Source organism: Curtobacterium poinsettiae, from assembly GCF_047226435.1.
Classification (GTDB): domain Bacteria; phylum Actinomycetota; class Actinomycetes; order Actinomycetales; family Microbacteriaceae; genus Curtobacterium; species Curtobacterium poinsettiae.
The window spans coordinates 892,575-913,303 of the sequence record NZ_CP178434.1 but is presented as its reverse complement, the minus strand read 5'-3'; the positions used below and the strand labels follow the sequence as shown (position 1 = coordinate 913,303).

Genomic DNA, 20,729 nt, shown 5'->3' with positions numbered 1-20,729 from the left:
CCGGAGTGCCCCGGACCACGCGCCCGTCGGTAGACTGGCCCGGACTTCCACCAGAACTAAGGTGATTCTTTGACTTTCTCAGACCTCAACATCGACCAGGACATCGTCGATGCACTGGCCGGCAAGGGCATCATCGAGCCCTTCCCGATCCAGGAACAGACCATCCCGCTCGGCCTGACCGGCCAGGACATCATCGGCCAGGCCAAGACGGGTACCGGCAAGACCCTCGGGTTCGGCCTGCCGCTGATCCAGCGACTCGGTGCCGACCCGGCCCACGGTGTGAAGGCGCTCGTCGTCGTCCCGACCCGTGAACTCGCGGTCCAGGTCACCGAGGACCTCGAGCTCGCGGCGTCCAACCGCCCGACCACGGTCGTCTCGATCTACGGCGGCAAGGCCTACGAAGGCCAGGTCGAACAGCTCAAGGCCGGCGCCCAGATCGTCGTCGGCACGCCCGGGCGACTCATCGACCTGCAGCGGCAGCGTCTGCTCGACCTCTCCCACGTGCAAGAGGTCGTGCTCGACGAGGCCGACCGCATGCTCGACCTCGGGTTCCTGTCGGACATCGAGCGGATCTTCCAGGCGGTCCCCGAGGTGCGGCACACGATGCTGTTCTCGGCGACGATGCCCGCGCCGATCGTCGCGCTCGCCCGCCGGTTCATGAGCCGTCCGGTGCACATCCGGGCGACCGACCCGGACGAGGGCCTCATGCAGGCCAACATCAAGCACCTCATCTACCGCGCGCACTCGCTGGACAAGGACGAGGTCATCGCCCGCATCCTGCAGGCCGAGGGTCGCGGCAAGACCGTGATCTTCACGCGCACGAAGCGTGCCGCGGCGAAGCTGGTCGAGGAGCTCAAGGACCGCGGGTTCAACGCGGCAGCGGTGCACGGTGACCTCAACCAGGAGCAGCGCGAGCGCGCCATGGCTGCGTTCAAGGCCGGCAAGCGCGACGTGCTCATCGCCACCGACGTCGCCGCCCGCGGCATCGACGTCGACGACGTCACGCACGTGATCAACCACACGATCCCGGACGACCCGGACACGTACCTGCACCGCGCTGGCCGCACCGGCCGCGCCGGCAAGACCGGCATCGCGGTCACGTTCGTCGACTGGGACGACCTGCACAAGTGGACGCTGATCGACAAGGCCCTCGAGTTCGGTATCCCCGAGCCCGTCGAGACCTACTCGTCGTCGCCCCACCTGTTCGAGGAACTCGACATCCCCAAGGGCACCAAGGGCCGTCTGCCCGGCTCGTCGTCGCACGCGGCTTCTGCCGGTGCCCCCGCCGAGAAGCGCAGCAGCGACCGCCCGGCGACGGGTTCACGTGACGCGTCGCGTTCGCGGTCGCGCAGCCGCACCCGGTCAGGAGGCTCGGAGCAGTCCGCCCCGCAGGCTCCGGCAACCGAGTCGGTCGCCCCCACGGCCGTGGCTGGCGCCGAGGACGGCTCCGCCGCCGAGGGTGGTTCCACCGACGGCGCCGCGAAGCGTCGCCGCCGTCGCCGCCGTCGCGGTGCGGGCACCGGCGATGCCTCGGCGACCGCCTCGGCACCGCAGGGCACGTCGGACGGCGAGTAGCGCCTCCAGACCGAAGGGCCCGTCGCTGACGCGACGGGCCCTTCGTCGTCCCCACCTGCCGACTGCCCCCGCGAAAGCGACAGATCGCCGCGAACCGTCGGCGGGAATCTGTCGCTTTCGCGGAGGGGTCAGGCCGCCGCGAGCGAGATGTGTCGCTTCGGTGAGACGAGCCTCGGGTCAGGACAGGCGCGAGCCGGGGCCGACCACGGGGGCGCTGCCCGTGGCCTGGGCGACGATGGCGTCGAAGGACACGCACGCGGTCCGGTGTTCCCCCAGCCGGTTCGGCTTGCCGGTGCCGTGGTAGTCGCTCGAACCGGTGACGAACAGGTCGTAGCGGGTCGCCCAGTCGAGCAGGGTGCGCTTGCCGTGCGCCAGGTTCTCGCGGTGGTCGACCTCGAGACCGCCGAGCCCGGCGTCGACCAGGGAGCGGAGCATCGGTTCGTCGATGACGATCCCGCGCGACGACGCCGCCGGGTGCGCGATGACGGGCACGCCGCCTGCCTGCCGGATGAGCTCGACGCCGCGCAGGGGCGACGGTGCCTCGTGGGGTTCGTAGTAGCCGGAAGCCGGGTGCAGGATGCCGCGGAACGCCGCCGACCGGTCGGACTCGAGCCCACGGGCGACCAGGGCGTCCGCGATGTGCGGGCGGCCGATCGTGGCGCCGGGGCTGGACTGGGCCAGGACGTCGGCCCAGGTGATCGGGTGGTCCTCAGCGATGCGGTCGACCATGCGGTGCGCGCGCGAGAGCCGACCGTCGCGGATGCGGGTCGTCTCCTCGACCAGACCGGGGTGCTCGGGGTCGACCAGGTAGCCGAGCACGTGCACGCTCCGGTACCCGATCCGCGTGCTCAGCTCGAGCCCCGGCAGCAGGGTCAGGGGCAGCTCGAGAGCCGCGGCCGTGGCGTCCGCCCACCCGGCCGTCGTGTCGTGGTCGGTCAGCGCGACGGCGTCGAGTCCGGCGGCCGCGGCTGCTCGCACGAGCTCCGCGGGACGCTCGGTGCCGTCGGAGACACTGGAGTGCGCGTGCAGGTCGATGAACGGGTCTGGCACGTGGCCAATGCTATCCACAGGTGAGCGGCCGCACAGGCCGGGTGTCGTCCGGCGGTGCGATGATGGACGCATGGCCGACACGACTCCCCGCGCGACGAGCAACCGATCCACGACCCCCGGGTCCTCGACCTTCAAGGACTTCATCGGGTCGCAGTGGGCCGAGCGCGACGAAGCGCAGCCCGAACCCCGCGAGCAGGCCGCGTTCGCCGCCGAACGTCGCGCCCGCATCTCCGAGCTGCACCCGGGCCGCACGATCGTGGTGCCCGCCGGGCAGGCCAAGGTCCGCTCGAACGACTGCGACTACCCGTTCCGCCCGCACTCCACCTTCGCGCACCTGACCGGCTGGGGCACCGACACCGTCGTCGGCTCCGTGCTCGTGATGACGCCGAACGGCTCCGGGCACGACGCCACGCTGTACTTCCGCGCCACCGCGGGCCGCGACTCGGAAGAGTTCTACGCCAATCCCGAGATCGGCGAGTTCTGGGTCGGGCCGCGCCCCTCGCTCGACGCCGTAGCCGCCGACCTGGGGCTGGCCACGGCCGACCTCGGTGCGTTCACCGCCGTCGCCGACGCGCTCGACGCCTCGGCGCTGCTGGTGCGCGAAGCAGACGACGACCTGACCCGGTCGCTCGACACCCGCATCGGTGCGGCGATCGGTGGCGTCGACGAGACCGACGACTCCCCGGCGACCGACGACCTGCTCGCCCGCGACCTGTCCGAGCTCCGACTGGTCAAGGACGCGTACGAAGTCCGTGAGCTCCGCAAGGCCGTCGACGCCACGAAGCACGGGTTCGACGACGTCATCGCCGACTTCGACGCCGTGCTCGCCCACCCGCGCGGGGAGCGCATCGTCGAGGGGACGTTCAACCGGCGGGCCCGCGCCGACGGCAACACCGTGGGCTACGACACCATCGCCGCTTCGGGCCACCACGCCTGCATCCTGCACTGGACCCGCAACGACGGCGCCGTGCAGCCCGGCGACCTCATCCTCATCGACGCGGGGGTCGAGGTCGACTCGTTCTACACCGCCGACATCACCCGCACGCTGCCGGTGAGCGGCACGTTCTCGCCCGTGCAGCGCATGGTCTACGAAGCCGTGCTCGAAGCCGCCGACGCCGCCTTCGCGATCGTCAAGCCGGGCATCACGTTCCGCCAGGTGCACGCCACCGCGATGCAGGTCATCGCGCGGAAGACCGCCGAGTGGGGCTTCCTGCCGGTCTCGGCCGCCGAGTCGCTCGAGCCGGACAACCAGTTCCACCGCCGCTACATGGTGCACGGCACGAGCCACCACCTCGGCCTCGACGTGCACGACTGCGCGAAGGCCCGCCGCGAGATGTACCTCGACGGCACCGTGCAGGCCGGCATGGTCTTCACGATCGAGCCCGGGCTGTACTTCCAGCAGGACGACCTGACCGTGCCCGAGGAGTTCCGCGGCATCGGCGTCCGCATCGAGGACGACATCCTGGTCACCGAGGACGGCGCCGAGAACCTGTCCGTCGGCATCCCCCGGACCCCCTCGGAAGTGGAGGGGTGGATCGCCCGTTCCGGCCGCTAGCGTGAGCGGGTGACGACGCCCGAGGTCTCCCCGAACACCTTCTCGATCGAGGTCGAGCACTTCGACTCACCTGACGCCCAACGGCTCCGCGCCGCACAGCGACTGGAGATCGACCGGGCGCACGGCGGCGACACCGAACCGGGCGAGAAGCCGACCGCCGACTCGGTCTCTGTGTTCTTCGTCGCGCGGGACGAGTCCGGCACCCCCCTGGCGTGTGGGGGCCTGCGCGTGGTCGACGACGGCATCGCCGAGATCAAGCGGATGTACGTCCGGCCGGAGTCACGCGGGTCGGGTGTCGCCGCCGAACTGTTGCGTCGGCTGGAAGAGGCCGCGCTCGACCTGGGCTCTCCGGCGCTCGTGCTCGAGACGGGCACGGAGCAGCAGCGCGCCGTCGGGTTCTACCAGCGCGAGGGGTTCCGGCGGATCGCGAACTTCGGGCCCTACGTCGGTGCGCCCCTGTCGGTCCGCTATTCGAAGGTCCTCTAGCGCGGCGACGCCGACCAGGTCCGTGCGGAGCCGCACCGTGCCGCGCAGGGCCGTGCCGTGCCGTGCCGTGCCCGAGTCTGCATCGCGCCCGGTCAGGACATGCCGCCTGCCCGATGCTGAACGGTCACGAACCGTCGCCCGAGCCGGCCCCGAACGACGATCTCCGACCACTCGACCGCAGGCGCGCGGGATGTTGCGACCGCCCGCCCGGCAGGCCCTCCCGACGAAGTCGCACGAACTGCCGCCCGCGCGGTGCCGTGCGCGCGGGGCGGTGCCGTGCCGTGCCGCACCGTGCCGTGCCGTGCCGTGCCGTGCCCGAGTATGCATCGCGCCCGGTCACGACATGCCGCCTGCCCGATGCTGAGCGGTCACGAGCCGTCGCCCGAGCCGGCCTCGAACGACGATCTCCGACCACTCGACCGCATGCGCGCGGAGAGTTGCGACCGCCCGCCCGCCATGCCCGCGCCCCGGAAGTCGCACCAACTGCCGCCCGCGCGGTCCGGAGGCGACAGTTCGCGCGACCTCAGCGGACGTGAGCGGCGTGTTGCGTGCTTCCACGCACGACCGACGGCCGATGACGCCGTACGGCGAGCGGCGAGCGGCAATCGGCGCGCGGCCAGCCGAGGACCGCTAGCGGCGGTCGCCCTCACCGTCGCGCGGAGCATCCGGCGCGGACGACTGGTCCGACGACGCGGGAGCCGACGGCGGCGTCGCACCGGCCACCCGCTCGCCGTAGCGCGGCGGCTCCTCGGGCCGACGCTCCGGCACCGGCGGGGCCGCGGGGGCGGCAGCGGTCTCCGGGGTCTCCCCGTACCGGGGCCCGTCGTTCGTGCCGTAGCGCGGCGGGCCCGAAGGCGCGGCCGTCTGCGCGCCGGGGGCCGACGTACCGGGGTGCTGCGGGCCTCCTGGCTGCTGGTGCGGGGTGGCGTGCCCGCCGTACGGCGACTGCTGCTGCGGCGGGACCCCACCGGGGCCCGGGCGCCACTGCTGCTGCTGCTGCTGCTGCTGCTGGGGAGCGTCGTTCCAGTGCGTGGACGGGGTCGCCCCGTGCTCACCGAGGATCCGCTGCGCCTGCCCGGTCAGCTGCGGGTTGACGACGATCTGGTAGTTCGTGGCGAGCACCTGGTGGACGCTGGTGAAGTCACGCTGCCGCTTGGTGATGGCGAACGAGGCGATGCCGTAGAGCATGCCGAACGCGGCACCGATGATCGCCGCGGCGAGGATCAGGCCGCCGGCGCTCGGCGAGAAGAGGGTGAGCACGATGCCGAAGAAGATGCCGAGCCACAGACCGGACAGCGCGCCGGCGATGGCGGCGCGGCCGTAGGTCATCTTGCCGGTGACCCGCTCGACCGTCTTCAGGTCGTTGCCGACGATGGAGAGCTGGTTGACGGGGAAGTCGGCCTCGGCCAGCTTCGCCACCACGCGCTGCGCGTCGGGGTAGCTGTCGTACGTTCCCAGGACGTCGCCCTTGGGCAGCGTCGGGAACGCCTGGGCGGTCCTGCCGGCGAAGGGGCTCTGATTGCTCACCCAGCCATCATTCACCGCACACCTTGCAATCGCACGTGCACTCTCAGGGAAGCCGCCGACCGGCGCGGGCGAACGCGCACACCCGAGCGACTACGCTGGGTCGGGTGAGCGCCACGAAGGTCTTCGTCGCCCGCCTCGCCGGGTGCTCCGTCTTCGACCCCGCGGGCGACCGCGTCGGACGGGTCCGGGACGTCCTGGTCGTCTACCGCCGGGCCGATCCCCCGCACGTCGTCGGGCTCATCGTCGAGGTGCCCGGCAAACGCCGCATCTTCGTGAGCATCGGCCGCATCACCTCGATCGGTGCCGGGCAGGTCATCACGACCGGCCTGGTGAACATGCGCCGCTTCGAGCAGCGCGGCGGCGAGGTCCGCGTCATCGCCGAGATGCTCGGCCGCAAGGTGCTCATCAAGAACCAGCGCATCCGCGCCACCATCGAGGACGTCGCGATCGAGGACCGCGGGCAGGGCGACTGGGAGGTCGCGCAGCTCTTCCTCCGCAAGCCGAAGACCACGCCGTCGCCGTTCGGCAAGGGCCCGACGACCTTCGCGACGTGGAACGAGGTCACCGAGGACGAGCTCCCCGGCGAGGCCCAGTCCGCCGAGCACGTCATCGCCGCGTACTCCGACCTGCTGCCCGCAGACCTGGCGTCGACGCTCCTCGACCTGCCCGCCGAGCGTCGGTTCGAGGTCTCCGAGGAACTGCCGGACGACCGCCTCGCCGACGTGCTCGAGGAGATGCCGGACCAGGAACGCATCGAGATCCTCACCCGGCTGACGGACGCCCGTGCCGCCGACGTCCTCGACCAGATGCAGCCCGACGACGCGGCCGACGTCCTGGCCCAGTTCTCCGACGAGCGGAGCGAAGCCCTCCTGCAGCTCATGGAGCCGGAAGAGGCGCAGGACGTCCGCATGCTCCTGGAGTACGAGCCGGACACCGCCGGTGGTCTCATGACCACCGAACCGGTGATCGTCTCGGCCGACGCCACCGTGGCCGAGGGCCTGGCCCTGGTCCGCCGCCACGAGCTCGCGCCGGTGCTCGGCGCCGCCGTCTGCGTCACCCTGCCGCCGTACGAGCCGCCGACCGGTCGGTTCCTCGGGCTCGTGCACTTCCAGCGGATGCTCCGCTACCCGCCGAACGAGCGGCTCGGCACGCTCATCGACCAGCAGACCGAACCGGTCCGGGTCGACGCGAGCGCCGCCGAGGTCACCCGCATCATGGCGACCTACAACCTGCTCTCCGTGCCCGTGGTCGACGACGCCCACCGTCTCGTCGGGGTGGTGACGATCGACGATGTCCTCGACCACGTCCTGCCGGACGACTGGCGAAGTCAGGGCGAGGGGGAACCCTCACCGCTTCCACGCCAACGCCCGCGCAGGACACCCGTGACGACGGGAAGGAGGACCACCCGTGGCCCGAACGGATGACACCCGTCGCGACCGTGACCGCCAAGAGGTCCGGCTCGACTCCCCCAAGGGCATGCGTACGCGCGTGCTCCCCAGCCGTCGCCGTGGTCGCGGGGACACCTTCGGTCGCGCGACCGAGGGCATCGCCCGGGGCATGGGTACGCCGTGGTTCCTCATCGGCCTCACGCTGTTCTGCGTGGTCTGGATGGGCTACAACACCCTGGCGCCGAAGCCGTGGCAGTTCGACTCGGCCGCGATCGGCTTCACGGCGCTGACCCTCGTGCTCTCGCTGCAGGCCTCGTACGCGGCCCCGCTGATCCTGCTCGCGCAGAACCGGCAGGACGACCGCGACCGCGTGCAGTTCGAACAGGACCGCCAGCGTGCCGAGCGCAACCTGGCCGACACGGAGTACCTGGCCCGCGAGGTCGTGGCCCTGCGCCTGGCGATGCGGGACATGGCGTCCAAGGACTTCATCCGTGCCGAGCTCCGCTCCCTGCTCGAGGAACTCGACCGCCGCGACGCCGACGAGGCCGGCTACGCGGACGAACACGACAGCTCCACCCGTGGCTGAACCCGTCCCCACCGACGATCAGCTCGGCACGGCGGTCCTCGCTGCGCTCGGCCGCGTCATCGACCCCGAGATCCGTCGCCCCGTCACGGAGCTCGGCATGATCCGTGGTGTCGACGTGCAGCCTGGAGGCTCGGTGCGCGTCGACCTGCAGCTCACGATCGTGGGGTGCCCCGCCGCCGACACCATCGAGCGCGACGTCCGCGTCGCCGCCGCGTCCGTCCCGGGGGTCGCCGCCGTCGACGTCGACGTGTCCGTGATGGACCCGGCGACACGCGCCGCGCTGACCGAGCGGCTCCGCGCCGGCCGGCCGAAGGGCGTGCAGTTCACGGCGGACTCCCTCACCCGCGTCATCGCCGTCACGAGTGGCAAGGGCGGCGTCGGCAAGTCCACCGTCACCGTGAACCTCGCCGTCGCGCTCGCCCGCCGGGGCCTGCGGGTCGGGGTCGTCGACGTCGACGTGCACGGCTTCAGCGTGCCCGGGCTGATGGGCCTGACCGACGAGCACGGGGTCGCGCCGCGTCCGACGCGTGTGGACAGCATGATCCTGCCGCCGGTGGCCCACGACGTGAAGGTCGTGTCGATCGGCATGTTCGTCGACGACGTCTCGACCGCGGTGTCGTGGCGCGGACCGATGCTGCACCGCACCGTGAACCAGTTCCTGACCGACGTGTTCTTCGGCGACCTCGACGTCCTGCTGCTCGACCTGCCCCCGGGCACCGGCGACGTCGCGATCTCGGTGGGGCAGCTCCTGCCGCACGCCGAGGTCCTGGTCGTCACGACCCCGCAGGCCGCCGCGGCCGACGTCGCCGAGCGCAGCGGGATCGTCGCCCGGCAGACCGGGCAGCGGGTCATCGGCGTGGTCGAGAACATGTCCGGGCTCGTGCAGCCGGACGGGTCGGTCCTGCACCTGTTCGGCGAGGGCGGTGGTGCGGAGACCGCATCGCGGCTCTCCCGCAGGCAGGACGCCCCCGTCCCGGTGCTCGGCAGCGTGCCGCTGTCGGTGCCGCTGCGCGAGGGCGGCGACGCAGGGGTACCGGTGGTGCTCGGCAGCCCGGAGGACCCGGCCGCGGTGGCCCTGACCGCGATCGCCGACCGGATCACCACGATGGGGCGCGGGCTCGCCGGCCGGAAGCTCGGGCTCTCACTGTCCTAGGCTCGGGGGCATGAGCACGGATCACGTCGACGTCGACTGGAAGCACGCACGCGCCACGAACCAGGCGAACTGGGACGACCGGGTGCCGATCCACGAGGGTGCCTACGAGATCGACGCCCTCGTCGACCCCGACCACCGCTCGGACGTCGTGCGCGAGGACCTGCCGGCGCTGACGCCGTGGCTGCCGAACGGCTCGCTCGACGGCCTCGACGTCTGCCACCTGCAGTGCCACATCGGCACCGACACGGTGTCGCTCGCCCGCGAGGGTGCCCGGCTGACCGGCGTCGACTTCTCGCCCGCAGCACTCACCTCGGCCAGTGGGCTCGCATCGCGACTCGGCATCGACGTCACCTGGGTCGAGTCCGACGTCCTCGACGCCCGGGCCGCCGTCTCCGGGGACTTCGACGTCGTGTACACGAGCATCGGCACGATCTGCTGGCTCCCCGACCTCGACCGCTGGGCCGCCCAGGTCGCCGGCCTGCTACGCCCCGGCGGGGTGTTCTTCATCCGCGACGGCCACCCGGCCCTGTACGCCCTCGACGAGGACGCGGACGAGCTCGTCACCCGGTACCGGTACTTCCCCGACGGCACGGCCCAGCAGTGGGACGACGCGGGCACCTACGCGGGCGACGGCACGGTGGCGAACACCCGCACCTTCGAGTGGCCGCACCCGCTGTCCGAGATCGTGAACGCCCTGCTCGGCGCCGGGCTGCGGCTCCGCCGGCTCGACGAGGGCCGCACGCTGCCGTGGCGCTTCAGCGCGCGCATGGTCGAGACCGGCACCGGTTCGTGGGCCTGGCCGGAGCACGACCGCGACCGCATCCCCACGACCTACACGATCGTCGCCACCCGCGACTGACGACGCGACCCCATGGCGGACTGGAGGCCCGTGGCGGATCTGCCACGGGCCTCCAGTCCGTCAGGTGGTGACGCGACGAGCGTCAGGTCGCCTCGGCGTCGAAGGGCGCGGCCTCACCGGCGGCCAGGGGCACGACGGGAGCCGTCGCACGCACCTTGGACGCGGAGACCTGTGCGGTCTGCACGGCTGCGGCACTGGAACCGGAGTCGAGCAGGGCGTCACGGATGATGCGTCTCGGGTCGTACTGGCGCGGGTCAAGCTTCTGCCACTCGATGTCGTCGAACTCGGGGCCCATCTCGTCGCGCATCCGCTCCTTGGCGGTGTCGGCGAACCGGCGGACGGCCTTGACGAACTCGGCCAGCTTCTGGGCGTACATCGGCAGGCGCTGCGGCCCGAGCAAGAGGACGCCGATGACCCCGATGATCAGGATCTTGTCGAGCGGGATGTCCACGCGAGCGAGCCTAACGCGTGCTGCTGCGTTGCACCTCTAGAGTTGTCTCCCGAACGGAGTGTGCGTGTCAGAGAAAGAGTCGAACTGGAAGTTCGCCGAGGACATCGTCTCGGAGACCGAGGCGATCGCCCGTGCTCGTGAGCACTCCCTGGAACTCGGGGTCGAAGCGATCTCGCCCGCGATCGGTGCACAGATCGGGGTCATCGCCGCAGCCTCGCGAGCCACGAGCATCATCGAGATCGGCACCGGTCTCGGCGTCTCCGGCCTGTACCTGCTCGCCGGTGCCCCGAACGCGACCCTGACCACGATCGACGTCGAGGTCGACCACCAGCAGTTCGCCCGTGACGCCTACATCAGCGCCGGCACCGCCCCCGCACGGATCCGGCTCATCCCCGGTCGGGCCAACCAGGTGCTCCCCCGCATGAACGAGGCCTCGTACGACGTCGTCCTCGTCGACGCCGACCCGGAGCACGTCATCGAGTACGTCGAGCACGGGCTGCGCCTCGCACGCCTGGGCGGCACCGTCCTGGTACCGCACGCCCTGTGGCGCGGACGCGTGGCCGACCCGGTGAAGCGCGACCGTGCCACCACGGACTTCCGGCTGCTGCTGACCGAGGTGTCGACGTCGGGTGCGGTGCGCAGCGCGCTGTCGCCGGCCGGTGACGGGCTGCTGCAGCTGACGAAGGTCACCAACTAGTCCTCGGCCCGCCGGCGCTCGCGCGGGTCAGTCGAGGTGCCGCAGGTACCGCTCCGGGGACTCGAGGAACGCCCGCTGGTTCCGCACCAGGTCGAGCTCACTCCACTCGGCGCGCCGCAGGCCCCATTCGCCGACCTCGTGGATCGTCGCGCCCGGGAACGCGGCCAGCACGGGTGAGTGCGTCGAGAGCACGACCTGTCCGACACCGCTCTCGACGATCGACCGCAGCAGGGCGATCAGGGTGAGGCAGCCCGAGAACGACAGGGCTGACTCCGGCTCGTCGAGGATCCAGAGCCCGGGCCAGCGCGCCCGGTCGATGACGAAGTCCAGGAACGCCTCACCGTGGCTGCGCTCGTGGAAGACCGGTTCGGGGCGACTGCGGTTCGGGTGCTCCTCGAGGTAGGTGAAGAAGCCGTGCATGGTCTCAGCACGCAGGAAGAAGCCGCCACGGGGCGCACCGAAGTCCCGTCGCAGGACGATGTGCTGCCACAGGTCCGACTCGGACGGGCGGGTCGAGTGGTGCGCCCCGGTCGAGCCGCCCTCCGGGGACATGCCGAACGCGAGCGCGATCGCCTCGATCAGGGTCGACTTGCCGACACCGTTGTCCCCGACGAACACCGTCACCGGGTCCAGGTCGAGCCCTTCGTCGAGCAGCTGCCGGATCGGCGGGAGCGTGGCCGGCCAGGCGTCGCGCGGCATCGGGTCCGGGTCGCGGTACTCGTCGACACGTCGGATGGGCAGGTGGGTCCTCGGCACGTCCTCATCCTGCCGGAGCCGACCGACACCAGGGGGGGGGCTGCCCGCTCCAGGCAGACAGACGGGAAGCCCGGAGCGTACACGCTCCGGGCTTCCCGTTCTGGTGCTTCGACGTACTAGGCCGAGACGACCTCGGCGAGTGCGTCGTGGAGTTCCTTGGCCTCGGCATCGTTGACCGAGACGACCAGGCGGCCTCCACCTTCGAGCGGAACCCGCACGATGATGAGTCGACCCTCCTTAACAGCCTCCATCGGCCCGTCACCGGTCCTCGGCTTCATGGCTGCCATCAGATGTCCCCTTTCGTGCAGTAAATGCTGTCCCATTATCCCGTATGGAGGGGGCAACTGCGAAACCGCCCAGGTTGGGGGTGTCGGATGTGGCGTTCCGGTGCTCCGTAGAACGCGGATCCATGGGCCTTCCGGTGCTCCGTGTCGATCACGGCGGGGTCCAGTCGTAGCCGTCGATCCACCACGTGTAGTACAGCCAGACCCACTGCAGCCCGACGAACGCGACGACGACGGCCACGCGGTACACCCGCGACCGCGGCAGCGCGACGATGCCGAGCAGCGGCGCGATGGGCACGAGGATCCGCCAGGTGCTCGACTGCGGGAAGAACACCGCGAGCAGGTACACCAGGTACGCCACACCCCACAGTCGCAGCTCGATCCCGATCCGGCGCGCGGCGGGCATGCTCACGAACGCGGCGAAGCCGACGAGCACGACGACGAGCAACAGCGCCCCGGCCGGCTGCCCGAACCACCACCCGAACCCCTGCACCCACGGCGCGAAGGGCACGAGCTCCTTCCACCCGATGTACGACGAGCGCCAGGCGAGCTCGGTGTCCGTGTACGCCTTCGGCACCCCGGTGACGGCCCACGCGATCACCGGCCACGCCAGACCGACCAGGCCGGACACCGTGGCGACGACCGCTGGCGGCACGAGGCGGCGGAGGGTCAGCGGCTCCGACGACCGCACCCAGGCGGGGCGGATCGCCCACGCGACCACGAAGAGCACGACGAGGAACGCGAAGGCGAGCCCGGTCGGCCGGGTCATGCCGAGCAGCAGCACGACGGGGAGCATCGCCCACCAGCGTCGGTCCACCATGAGCAGCAGCGCGACGAGCAGCAGGAACAGGCCCATCGACTCCGCGTAGGCCACCTGGAACACCGCCGACACCGGTGCGACGCAGAACAGCACCGTGGCGAACGTCGCCCGCGCGGGGTCGAGGAACCGGCCCATCAGCCGGCGGAACACCAGCGCGGCGCCGAGGCCGGCGAGCAACGACACCGAGACCGCGACGAACTCGAACGGCGCTCCGGTGAGCAGCATGAACCCGCGCACCAGGAACGGGTACGCGGGCATGAACGCCCACGCGTTCTCGGTCACGTGTCCCGCGGCGTCGACCGGCAGCGTCGACGGGTACCCACCCGTGGCGATCACGCGGTACCAGGCGCCGTCCCAGATGGACGCGAACGACAGGTAGCCGGGGCTCTGGACGGTGAACGAGTTCGCCGCCTGCACGCCGGCGAAGACGAGCATCATCGCGCCGGTGACGAGCCGCGCCAGCACGTAGACGACGGTGATGCGCACCCACCAGGGCACGACCCGGTACCGGGCCCGCCAGCGGTTCCGAGCAGGGGTCCTCCGGGTGGCCCCCGCCGTCGTCAGGCCGTCAGCCACCGACGCAGCCCGGCCTCGACCGCGGTGATCTGCGCGACCGGGACCTGCTCGTCGTCGTGGTGGGCGAAGACCGGTTCGCCGGGGCCGTAGTTGACCGCGGGGACGCCGAGGCCCGAGAACCGTGCGACGTCGGTCCAGCCGTACTTCGGGCGGGGCGCCGGTCCACCGACGGCAGCCACGAAGTCCTGCGCGAGCGGAGCGTCGAGCCCGGGACGGGCACCGGCAGCGAGGTCCACGATCGTGACCTCGTAGCCGTCGAACAGCTCGCGGATGTGGGCGACGGCCTCGTCGGCCGAACGGGACGGGGCGAACCGGTAGTTCACGTGCACCATCGCCTCGTCCGGGATGATGTTGCCCGCGATGCCGCCGCTGATGCCGACGGCGTTCAGACCCTCGCGGTACTCGAGCCCGTCGACCGTGACGGTGCGGGGCTCGTACGCGGCCAAGGTGGCCAGGATCGGGGCGGTCTTGTGGATGGCGTTGTCGCCGATCCAGCTCCGGGCGCTGTGCGAGCGCCTGCCGAACGTGCGGATCTCGGCGCGGAGGTTGCCGTTGCAGCCGCCCTCGATCTGCGCCCCGGACGGCTCACCGAGGATCGCGAAGTCGGCGGCGAGCAGCTCGGGCCGCGTGCGGGCCAGACGACCGAGGCCGTTCAGGGCGTCGCTGACCTCCTCGTGGTCGTACCAGACCCACGTGACGTCGACCGAGGGGTCGGCCAGGTCGTACGCGAGCTTCAGCTGCACCGCGCAGCCGGCCTTCATGTCGACGGTGCCGCGGCCCCAGAGGATCTCGGTGCCGTCCTCGGTGGTGCGGAACTCGGTCGGCAGGTTGTCGTTGAGCGGGACGGTGTCGATGTGCCCCGCGATGACCACCCGGCGGTCGCGGCCCAGGTTCGTCCGCGCGACGATCGCGTCGCCGTCGCGGATGACCTCGAGGTGCGGCAGCGGGGCGAGCACGGCCTCGATCGCGTCGGCGAGGGCCTGCTCGTTGCCGGACACCGACTCGATGTCGCAGATGGCACGGGTGATGTCGATGGACGAGGCGGTGAGGTCGAGGTGCTCCGGCATGCGGGCAGCCTACCGGCCGACCCTCGCACCGCCCCGGCCGTCCGGCTGGACGGGATCCCCGCCGCCCCGGCAGTCCGGCCGGACGGTGCCCTCGGACGGCCGCTCGGTACCCTGGAGCCGTGACCGACACGACTGCCTCCGACCGCCCGACCCACGCCTGGGGCCACGGCCTCGCGACGATCGCCGCCGACGGCACGACGCTCGACACCTGGTACCCGGAGACCCACCTCGGCGCCCTGCCCGCCGACGCCGTGTTCCCCGCCGAGCTGCAGGCGCACGTCGGGGACGACCCCCGCCGCGAGGTCCGGATCGAGGCCGTCACCACCGAGATCACGATCGACGCGAGCCCGACGAGCACCCCGGACGCGTACCTCCGCCTGCACCTGCTGAGCCACCTGCACGTCCGCCCGAACGGGGTCTCCCTGGACGGCGTCTTCGGCCACCTGCCGATCGTCGCGTGGACGAACGCCGGCCCCGTGCACCCCGAGTCGCTGACGCGCCTGCGCCCCGCGCTGCAGCGCGCCGGCATCGCCGTGCACGGCATCGACAAGTTCCCGCGCCTGCTCGACTACGTCGTGCCGGACCGCGTCCGGATCGCCGACGCGAGCCGCGTCCGCCTCGGCGCACACCTGGCACCGGGCACGACCGTCATGCACGAGGGCTTCGTCAACTTCAACGCGGGCACCCTCGGTGACGCCATGATCGAGGGCCGCGTCTCGCAGGGCGTCGTCGTCGGGCACGGCACCGACGTCGGCGGCGGCTCCTCGATCATGGGCACCCTGTCCGGCGGCGGCACACACCGTGTCTCCCTCGGCGAACGTGCGCTCCTCGGCGCGAACGCGGGCCTCGGCATCTCGCTCGGTGACGACTCCGTCGTCGAGGCCGGCCTCTACGTGACGGCCGGCACGAAGGTGGTCCTCGTCGGTGCGGCCCCGAACCCCGACGGCACCCCGAAGACCGTCAAGGCCGCCGAGCTCTCCGGCACCCCGAACATCCTGTTCCGCCGCAACAGCGTCAGCGGCGCCGTCGAAGCCCTGCAGCGCAAGGGCGAGGGCATCCAGCTGAACACCGCGCTGCACGCGTAGCGCCCTGCCCGGCGAGCGGTCACGACACGTCGCCGGCGGGTGCCGAGGGCGCACGAACCGTCGCTCCGGCACCCGCCAGACGACAGTTCGCGACCACCCGGCGCAGGTGAGCGGCGCGTCCCACGATCGCGCACCCACCGACGCACCCGCCTGGAGGCCCGGAGCCGGCCCACGAGACCGGCACCGGGCCTCCAGGTCGTCGCCTCCAGTGCCCCGCGAGTGGTCACAACACGCCGTCCGCGTGCGCCGAGGGCGCACGAACCGTCGTTTCGACGCCCGCCGGACGACCGTTCGCGACCACCCGGCGCAGGTGAGCGGCGCGTCCCACGGTCGCCCACCCACCGACGCACGCACAGGAGGCCCGGAGCCGGCCCACGAGACCGGCACCGGGCCTCCATGCCCTCCCGTCCAGCGCTCCCCCGCCCCGCGAGCGGGCGAAATGCCGCGGTGCGCGGTCGGTTCCACCGTGGCATTCCGCCCGTTCGATCCGCAGCAGCGCACCCCGCCAACCCTCCGGCCCCTCCCCCGGCTCGACCCGACACGACACAACGCGACGAGCGGGCGGAATGCCGGCGTGCGCCCGCCGCGCGACCCGGGTGTTCCGCCCGCTCGATGTGACGGCGGGCGCAGACACACGAACGCCCCGCGCCACGGAACCGTGGGGCGGGGCGTTCGGAGTCGGTCAGCGCTCGGGGACGTCGCGCTCGGGCGCACCCACGTAGAGCTGCTGCGGGCGACCGATCTTGTTGAGCGGGTCGTTGTTCAGCTCGCGCCACTGGGCGATCCAGCCCGGCAGACGACCGATCGCGAACAGGACGGTGAACATCCGCGGTGGGAAGCCCATCGCCTTGTAGATGATGCCGGTGTAGAAGTCGACGTTCGGGTAGAGCTTGCGGCTGACGAAGTACTCGTCCTCGAGTGCGATCTGCTCGAGCTCCATCGCGATGTCGAGCAGGTCGTCCTGCACGCCGAGGGACTCGAGGACCTCGTGCGCGGACTCCTTGACGAGCTTGGCGCGCGGGTCGTAGTTCTTGTAGACGCGGTGCCCGAAGCCCATGAGCTTGACACCCTGCTCCTTGTTCTTCACCCGCTCGACGAACCGCGTGACGGGCTCGCCCGAGTCCTTGATCTGCTGGAGCATCTCGAGCACGGCTTCGTTCGCGCCGCCGTGCAGCGGGCCGTACAGGGCGTTGATGCCGGCCGAGATCGAGGCGAACATGTTCGCCTTCGTCGAACCCACCATGCGCACCGTCGAGGTCGAGGCGTTCTGCTCGTGGTCCTCGTGCAGGATGAGGAGCCGCTCCAGCGCCTTGGAGAGCACCGGGTTCGGCTTGTAGGTCTCGGCCATGGTGCCGAAGTTCAGCCGCAGGAAGTTGTCGACGAACGACAGCGAGTTGTCCGGGTACAGGAACGCCTGCCCGATGGCCTTCTTGTGGGCGTAGGCCGCGATGACCGGGAGCTTGGCGAGGAGCCGGACGGTCTGCAGCTCGACCTTCTCGGGGTCGTCGACGTCCATGTCGTCCTCGTAGTACGTGGACAGGGCGCTCACGGCGCTCGACAGCACCGACATCGGGTGCGCCGAGTGCGGCAGGGCGTCGAACAGGCGACGGAGGTCCTCGTGCAGCAGGGTGTGCCGACGGATGCGGGCGTCGAACTGCTCGAGCTCGGTGGGGGTCGGCAGCTCGCCGTAGATCAGGAGCCACGCGACCTCGAGGAAGGTGCAGTTCGCGGCGATCTGGTCGATCGGGTACCCGCGGTATCGCAGGATCCCCTGGTCGCCGTCGATGTAGGTGATCGCGCTCTTCGTCGCACCGGTGTTCACGAACCCGTAGTCGAGCGTGTTCATCCCGGTCTGCTTCTTGAAGGTCGAGATGTCGATCGCGGACGCGCCGTCGACGCTCTGCAGGATCGGGAACTCCGCCGTGCCACCCGGGAACGTCAGCGTCGCGATCGCGCCCTGCTGTTCGGCGGCGGGGCTCACGGGGACGGGCGTGGTGGGCGGTGTGGCCGTCTTCTGAGCGTCATTGGCAGTGTCAGTCACGAGGACAGCCTAATCGCGGCTCCTGTCGGTCGTGCACACATCCCAGGTGACGATTTGGTGGTTCCCAGGGATTGCGGGCGCCGGCGGGAGTGCTCGTGTCCGTGCTACGCGGCGCCGAGGCGCCGGCTGCTCGCCAGTCGCTGGGAGGCTGCGGCGATCCGTTCGTCGGTCGACGTCAGGGCCACGCGGACGTGTTCGCCCCCGGCTGCACCGTAGAACGTGCCCGGTGCGACGAGGATCCCGCGGTCGGCGAGCCAGGCGACGGTGTCGAGCGCTGGCTCGCCGCGGGTCGCCCAGAGGTAGAGCCCGGCTTCGCTGCGGTCGATGCGGAAGCCCGCTCCCTCGAGTGCCTGCCGGAGCATGTTCCGACGGGCACGGTAGCGGGCCTTCTGCTGCTGCACGTGGGTCTCGTCCTGCAGCGCGACGACCATCGCCTGCTGCACGGGCAACGGTGGCATCAGCCCGGCGTGCTTGCGGACGGCCAGCACGTCCGCCAGGACCGCGGCGTCACCGGCGACGAAGGCCGCACGGTAGCCGGCGAGGTTCGACTGCTTCGACAGCGAGTACACGCTGAGCACGCCGTCGAGCGAGTCGCCGACGACCCGGGGGTCGAGGATCGTGGGGGTCGGGGTGGTGGCGTACTCCGGGTCCCAGCCGAGCTCGGCGTAGCACTCGTCGCCGACGATGACGGCCCCGAGCTCGCGGGCGCGCACCACGGCGGCACGAAGCTGGTCGATGGTGAGCACGCGGCCGTCCGGGTTGCCCGGGGAGTTCAGCCAGACGAGCTTCGTGGTGGACGGCCACTCGGCGGGGTCGTCCGAGGCGAGGGCGTGGGCCCGGACCAGTGCGGCGCCGAGCTCGTACGTCGGGTACGCCGCTGCCGGGAACACCACGGTGTCGCCGGGGCCGATGCCGAGCCAGAGCGCCAGGCCCGCGATGAACTCCTTGGAGCCGATCGTCGGCAGCGCGTTCGCCTCGGTCAGGGCGACACCGTGCCGCCGGCCGTACCAGTCGGCGATGGCCTGCCGGAGCGCCGGGGTGCCGGCCACCTGCGGGTAGGCGTGCGCGTCGGTGGCGGTGGCCAGGGCGGTGCGGACGACCTCGGGCGTGGGGTCGACGGGCGAGCCGACGCTGAGGTCGACGATCCCGCCCTCGTACGCCGCGGCGCGCTGCTTGAACGGGACGAGCTGGTCCCAGGGGAATTCGGGGAGGTCGAGCGCCACGAGGGGTCCGGTCAGCCGCGGACGGGCTCGGCAGCGACGACGGGGTGGTCCTTGTGGATCACGCCGACCTTCGCAGCGCCACCGGGCGACCCGACCTCGTCGAAGAACTCGACGTTGGCCTTGTAGTAGTCGGCCCACTGGTCGGGCAGGTCGTCCTCGTAGTAGATGGCCTCGACGGGGCAGACCGGCTCACAGGCACCGCAGTCGACGCACTCGTCGGGGTGGATGTACAGCGAGCGGTCGCCCTCGTAGATGCAGTCGACCGGGCATTCGTCGATGCAGGCGCGGTCCTTGACGTCGACACACGGCTGGGCGATCACGTAGGTCACGGTTCGGGTGCTCCCTTCGACGAGCGGGTTCGAGTCTACTCGTGGCCCGGGGCCGTCCGGGACCGCAGCCCCGACAGGTCCGGCCACGCGAGGACGAGGGCGGTGATGGCCGCGGGGGCGAAGGTCCACACGTACCCGGCCGCGTTGGCGAGGACGAGCGGCGAGCTCTCGCCACCGACCGACACGAGCACCTGCGTCGCGACGAGGATGCCGATGCCGATCGCGGCGACCATCGTCCGCGAGCGGTAGACGAGCCGCACGCCCACGGTCAGGCCGAGCACGATGAGGGTGGTGACGACGAGTCCGACCGGGAACGCGCCGAGCGTCTGCTGGTGCGTCACCGTGCCGAGGCCGCCGGCGAGCAGCCCGACCAGCAGCGACACCACGGCCGCCGCGGCCTTGCCCTGACCGGACATCTCGCCGTAGGTCTGCGGCGCCGCCGGCTGCGGGGCCGCGTCGTGCCGGAACGCCTCCACCGCAGGGGCGTGTTGTCGGACACCGTGCGGCATCACCCACGACAGCGCGGCCGGGTCGGCGGGGTCGACGGGGTCGACGGCGACCTGGGAGCGGTACTGCTCGACGGCCGCCCGCACCTTGGCCCGGACCGGCAGGACGTCGACGGTGACGTCGGCCTGCCCGCTGTCGGGGTCGACGATCATCGAGAACGGGACCTCTTCGGCACGGGCCGCGTACTGCGCCGCGTGGTGCATCCGCACGTGGTCGGGGTGTCCGTAGCCGCCGTCGTCGGCGTAGCTGATCACCGCGTCGGCTCCGGTGGAGCGGATGGCTGCGCGCACGTCGTCGACCACCTCGCCCAGGTCGGCCGCGGTCAGCGAGTCGGCCGGGGCGTCGGCCGCAGCGGTGGCCCGGCCGTCCGGGCCCCACTGCATGCCGGAGTCGACGTACCGACGCTCGGGCAGGTCGGTCGGCCGCGCGCCGCGCCCACCGAGCCACAGGTGCTGCGGCCCGCCGAGGGCGGCGAGGGCCGCGGCGATCTCGGTCTCCCGGTGCCGCGCCACCCGCGCGGGGTCGCCCGCGAGCGGAGCCAGCTGCTCCGTGAGCATCTCGCCGCGCTCGCCCCGGGTCGCGGTGAGCACGGTCACCTCGGCACCGCGCTCGAGCAGGGTGGCGATGGTCCCACCCGACGAGAGCGTCTCGTCGTCGGGGTGGGCGTGCACGATCAGGACGCGCTCCGGGCGCGTGGAGGGGGCCTTGGACATC

Annotated in this window: 20 protein-coding genes; 9 read left to right on the top strand and 11 right to left on the bottom strand. The window is 71.6% G+C overall.

Going from position 1 to position 20,729, the window contains the following annotated elements; translation table 11 throughout:
• The first annotated feature begins 69 nt into the window (after window positions 1–69).
• Window positions 70–1,575 (top strand): DEAD/DEAH box helicase, encoded by a 1,506-nt coding sequence (locus ACL00U_RS04345; protein WP_194590235.1) that lies wholly within the window; start codon window positions 70–72, stop codon window positions 1,573–1,575.
• Between the two features lie 177 nt (window positions 1,576–1,752).
• Here ACL00U_RS04345 and ACL00U_RS04340 read toward each other — a convergent pair whose 3' ends face one another.
• Complete coding sequence (locus ACL00U_RS04340) at window positions 1,753–2,625, bottom strand: PHP domain-containing protein (RefSeq protein ID WP_262118469.1); 873 nt, start codon at window positions 2,623–2,625, stop codon at window positions 1,753–1,755.
• 70 nt (window positions 2,626–2,695) lie between these two features.
• Between ACL00U_RS04340 and ACL00U_RS04335 the strand changes: the two genes are divergently transcribed.
• Window positions 2,696–4,180, top strand: a complete 1,485-nt coding sequence (locus ACL00U_RS04335; RefSeq protein WP_159557593.1) for an aminopeptidase P family protein — start codon at window positions 2,696–2,698, stop codon at window positions 4,178–4,180.
• Between the two features lie 9 nt (window positions 4,181–4,189).
• Window positions 4,190–4,666 carry a GNAT family N-acetyltransferase gene (locus ACL00U_RS04330; RefSeq protein WP_017887045.1) on the top strand — a complete coding sequence of 159 codons (477 nt, stop codon included), beginning with the start codon at window positions 4,190–4,192 and terminating at the stop codon, window positions 4,664–4,666.
• A 630-nt stretch (window positions 4,667–5,296) separates the two neighbouring features.
• On the opposite strand, the gene ACL00U_RS04325 is transcribed toward ACL00U_RS04330, so the two are convergent.
• Entirely contained in the window at window positions 5,297–6,193 is an 897-nt protein-coding gene (locus ACL00U_RS04325) for a general stress protein (protein ID WP_194590238.1), read from the bottom strand.
• A gap of 104 nt (window positions 6,194–6,297) precedes the next feature.
• Here ACL00U_RS04325 and ACL00U_RS04320 point away from each other — a divergent pair, with 104 nt between their 5' ends.
• Genes ACL00U_RS04320 through ACL00U_RS04305 form a run of 4 tightly spaced genes read left to right on the top strand, consistent with a single transcriptional unit; the run spans window position 6,298 to window position 10,179 of the window.
• Complete coding sequence (locus tag ACL00U_RS04320; RefSeq protein ID WP_017887047.1) at window positions 6,298–7,617, top strand: magnesium transporter MgtE N-terminal domain-containing protein; 1,320 nt, start codon at window positions 6,298–6,300, stop codon at window positions 7,615–7,617.
• Window positions 7,618–7,669: 52 nt separating this feature from the next.
• Window positions 7,670–8,167, top strand: coding sequence for a DUF1003 domain-containing protein (locus ACL00U_RS04315; protein WP_042539423.1), 498 nt, complete (start codon window positions 7,670–7,672; stop codon window positions 8,165–8,167).
• The gene (locus ACL00U_RS04310; RefSeq protein ID WP_262118467.1) at window positions 8,160–9,320 is read left to right on the top strand and encodes an Mrp/NBP35 family ATP-binding protein; all 1,161 of its coding nucleotides are present in this window, start codon (window positions 8,160–8,162) and stop codon (window positions 9,318–9,320) included. The genes ACL00U_RS04315 and ACL00U_RS04310 overlap by 8 nt, the downstream gene beginning before the upstream one ends.
• A 10-nt stretch (window positions 9,321–9,330) precedes the next feature.
• Window positions 9,331–10,179 (top strand): class I SAM-dependent methyltransferase, encoded by an 849-nt coding sequence (locus ACL00U_RS04305; RefSeq protein ID WP_071251924.1) that lies wholly within the window; start codon window positions 9,331–9,333, stop codon window positions 10,177–10,179.
• An 82-nt stretch (window positions 10,180–10,261) separates the two neighbouring features.
• On the opposite strand, the gene ACL00U_RS04300 is transcribed toward ACL00U_RS04305, so the two are convergent.
• Window positions 10,262–10,630, bottom strand: a complete 369-nt coding sequence (locus ACL00U_RS04300) for a twin-arginine translocase TatA/TatE family subunit (protein ID WP_017887051.1) — start codon at window positions 10,628–10,630, stop codon at window positions 10,262–10,264.
• 64 nt (window positions 10,631–10,694) lie between these two features.
• On the opposite strand from ACL00U_RS04300, the gene ACL00U_RS04295 reads away from it, so the two are divergent.
• Window positions 10,695–11,327 carry an O-methyltransferase gene (locus ACL00U_RS04295; RefSeq protein WP_017887052.1) on the top strand — a complete coding sequence of 211 codons (633 nt, stop codon included), beginning with the start codon at window positions 10,695–10,697 and terminating at the stop codon, window positions 11,325–11,327.
• A gap of 27 nt (window positions 11,328–11,354) precedes the next feature.
• Here ACL00U_RS04295 and ACL00U_RS04290 read toward each other — a convergent pair whose 3' ends face one another.
• The 4 genes from ACL00U_RS04290 to dapE form a co-directional block, all read right to left on the bottom strand.
• Entirely contained in the window at window positions 11,355–12,083 is a 729-nt protein-coding gene (locus tag ACL00U_RS04290) for an AAA family ATPase (RefSeq protein ID WP_017887053.1), read from the bottom strand.
• A gap of 116 nt (window positions 12,084–12,199) precedes the next feature.
• The gene (locus ACL00U_RS04285) at window positions 12,200–12,370 is read right to left on the bottom strand and encodes a DUF3117 domain-containing protein (protein WP_017887054.1); all 171 of its coding nucleotides are present in this window, start codon (window positions 12,368–12,370) and stop codon (window positions 12,200–12,202) included.
• Between the two features lie 148 nt (window positions 12,371–12,518).
• Window positions 12,519–13,763, bottom strand: coding sequence for a hypothetical protein (locus tag ACL00U_RS04280; RefSeq protein ID WP_262118466.1), 1,245 nt, complete (start codon window positions 13,761–13,763; stop codon window positions 12,519–12,521).
• Window positions 13,748–14,830 (bottom strand): succinyl-diaminopimelate desuccinylase, encoded by a 1,083-nt coding sequence (gene dapE, locus ACL00U_RS04275; protein WP_412873864.1) that lies wholly within the window; start codon window positions 14,828–14,830, stop codon window positions 13,748–13,750. Before dapE ends, ACL00U_RS04280 begins: the two co-directional genes overlap by 16 nt.
• A gap of 119 nt (window positions 14,831–14,949) precedes the next feature.
• On the opposite strand from dapE, the gene dapD reads away from it, so the two are divergent.
• The gene (gene dapD / locus ACL00U_RS04270) at window positions 14,950–15,915 is read left to right on the top strand and encodes a 2,3,4,5-tetrahydropyridine-2,6-dicarboxylate N-succinyltransferase (RefSeq protein WP_412873863.1); all 966 of its coding nucleotides are present in this window, start codon (window positions 14,950–14,952) and stop codon (window positions 15,913–15,915) included.
• A gap of 682 nt (window positions 15,916–16,597) precedes the next feature.
• On the opposite strand, the gene ACL00U_RS04265 is transcribed toward dapD, so the two are convergent.
• From ACL00U_RS04265 to ACL00U_RS04250, 4 genes are all read right to left on the bottom strand, one after another.
• Window positions 16,598–17,896 carry a citrate synthase gene (locus ACL00U_RS04265; RefSeq protein WP_412874061.1) on the bottom strand — a complete coding sequence of 433 codons (1,299 nt, stop codon included), beginning with the start codon at window positions 17,894–17,896 and terminating at the stop codon, window positions 16,598–16,600.
• Between the two features lie 164 nt (window positions 17,897–18,060).
• Entirely contained in the window at window positions 18,061–19,179 is a 1,119-nt protein-coding gene (dapC, locus tag ACL00U_RS04260) for a succinyldiaminopimelate transaminase (protein ID WP_412873862.1), read from the bottom strand.
• An 11-nt stretch (window positions 19,180–19,190) separates the two neighbouring features.
• Window positions 19,191–19,508, bottom strand: a complete 318-nt coding sequence (gene fdxA / locus ACL00U_RS04255) for a ferredoxin (RefSeq protein WP_017887060.1) — start codon at window positions 19,506–19,508, stop codon at window positions 19,191–19,193.
• A gap of 35 nt (window positions 19,509–19,543) precedes the next feature.
• Window positions 19,544–20,728 carry a PIG-L family deacetylase gene (locus ACL00U_RS04250; protein ID WP_259575766.1) on the bottom strand — a complete coding sequence of 395 codons (1,185 nt, stop codon included), beginning with the start codon at window positions 20,726–20,728 and terminating at the stop codon, window positions 19,544–19,546.
• Between the last annotated feature and the right edge of the window lies 1 nt (window position 20,729).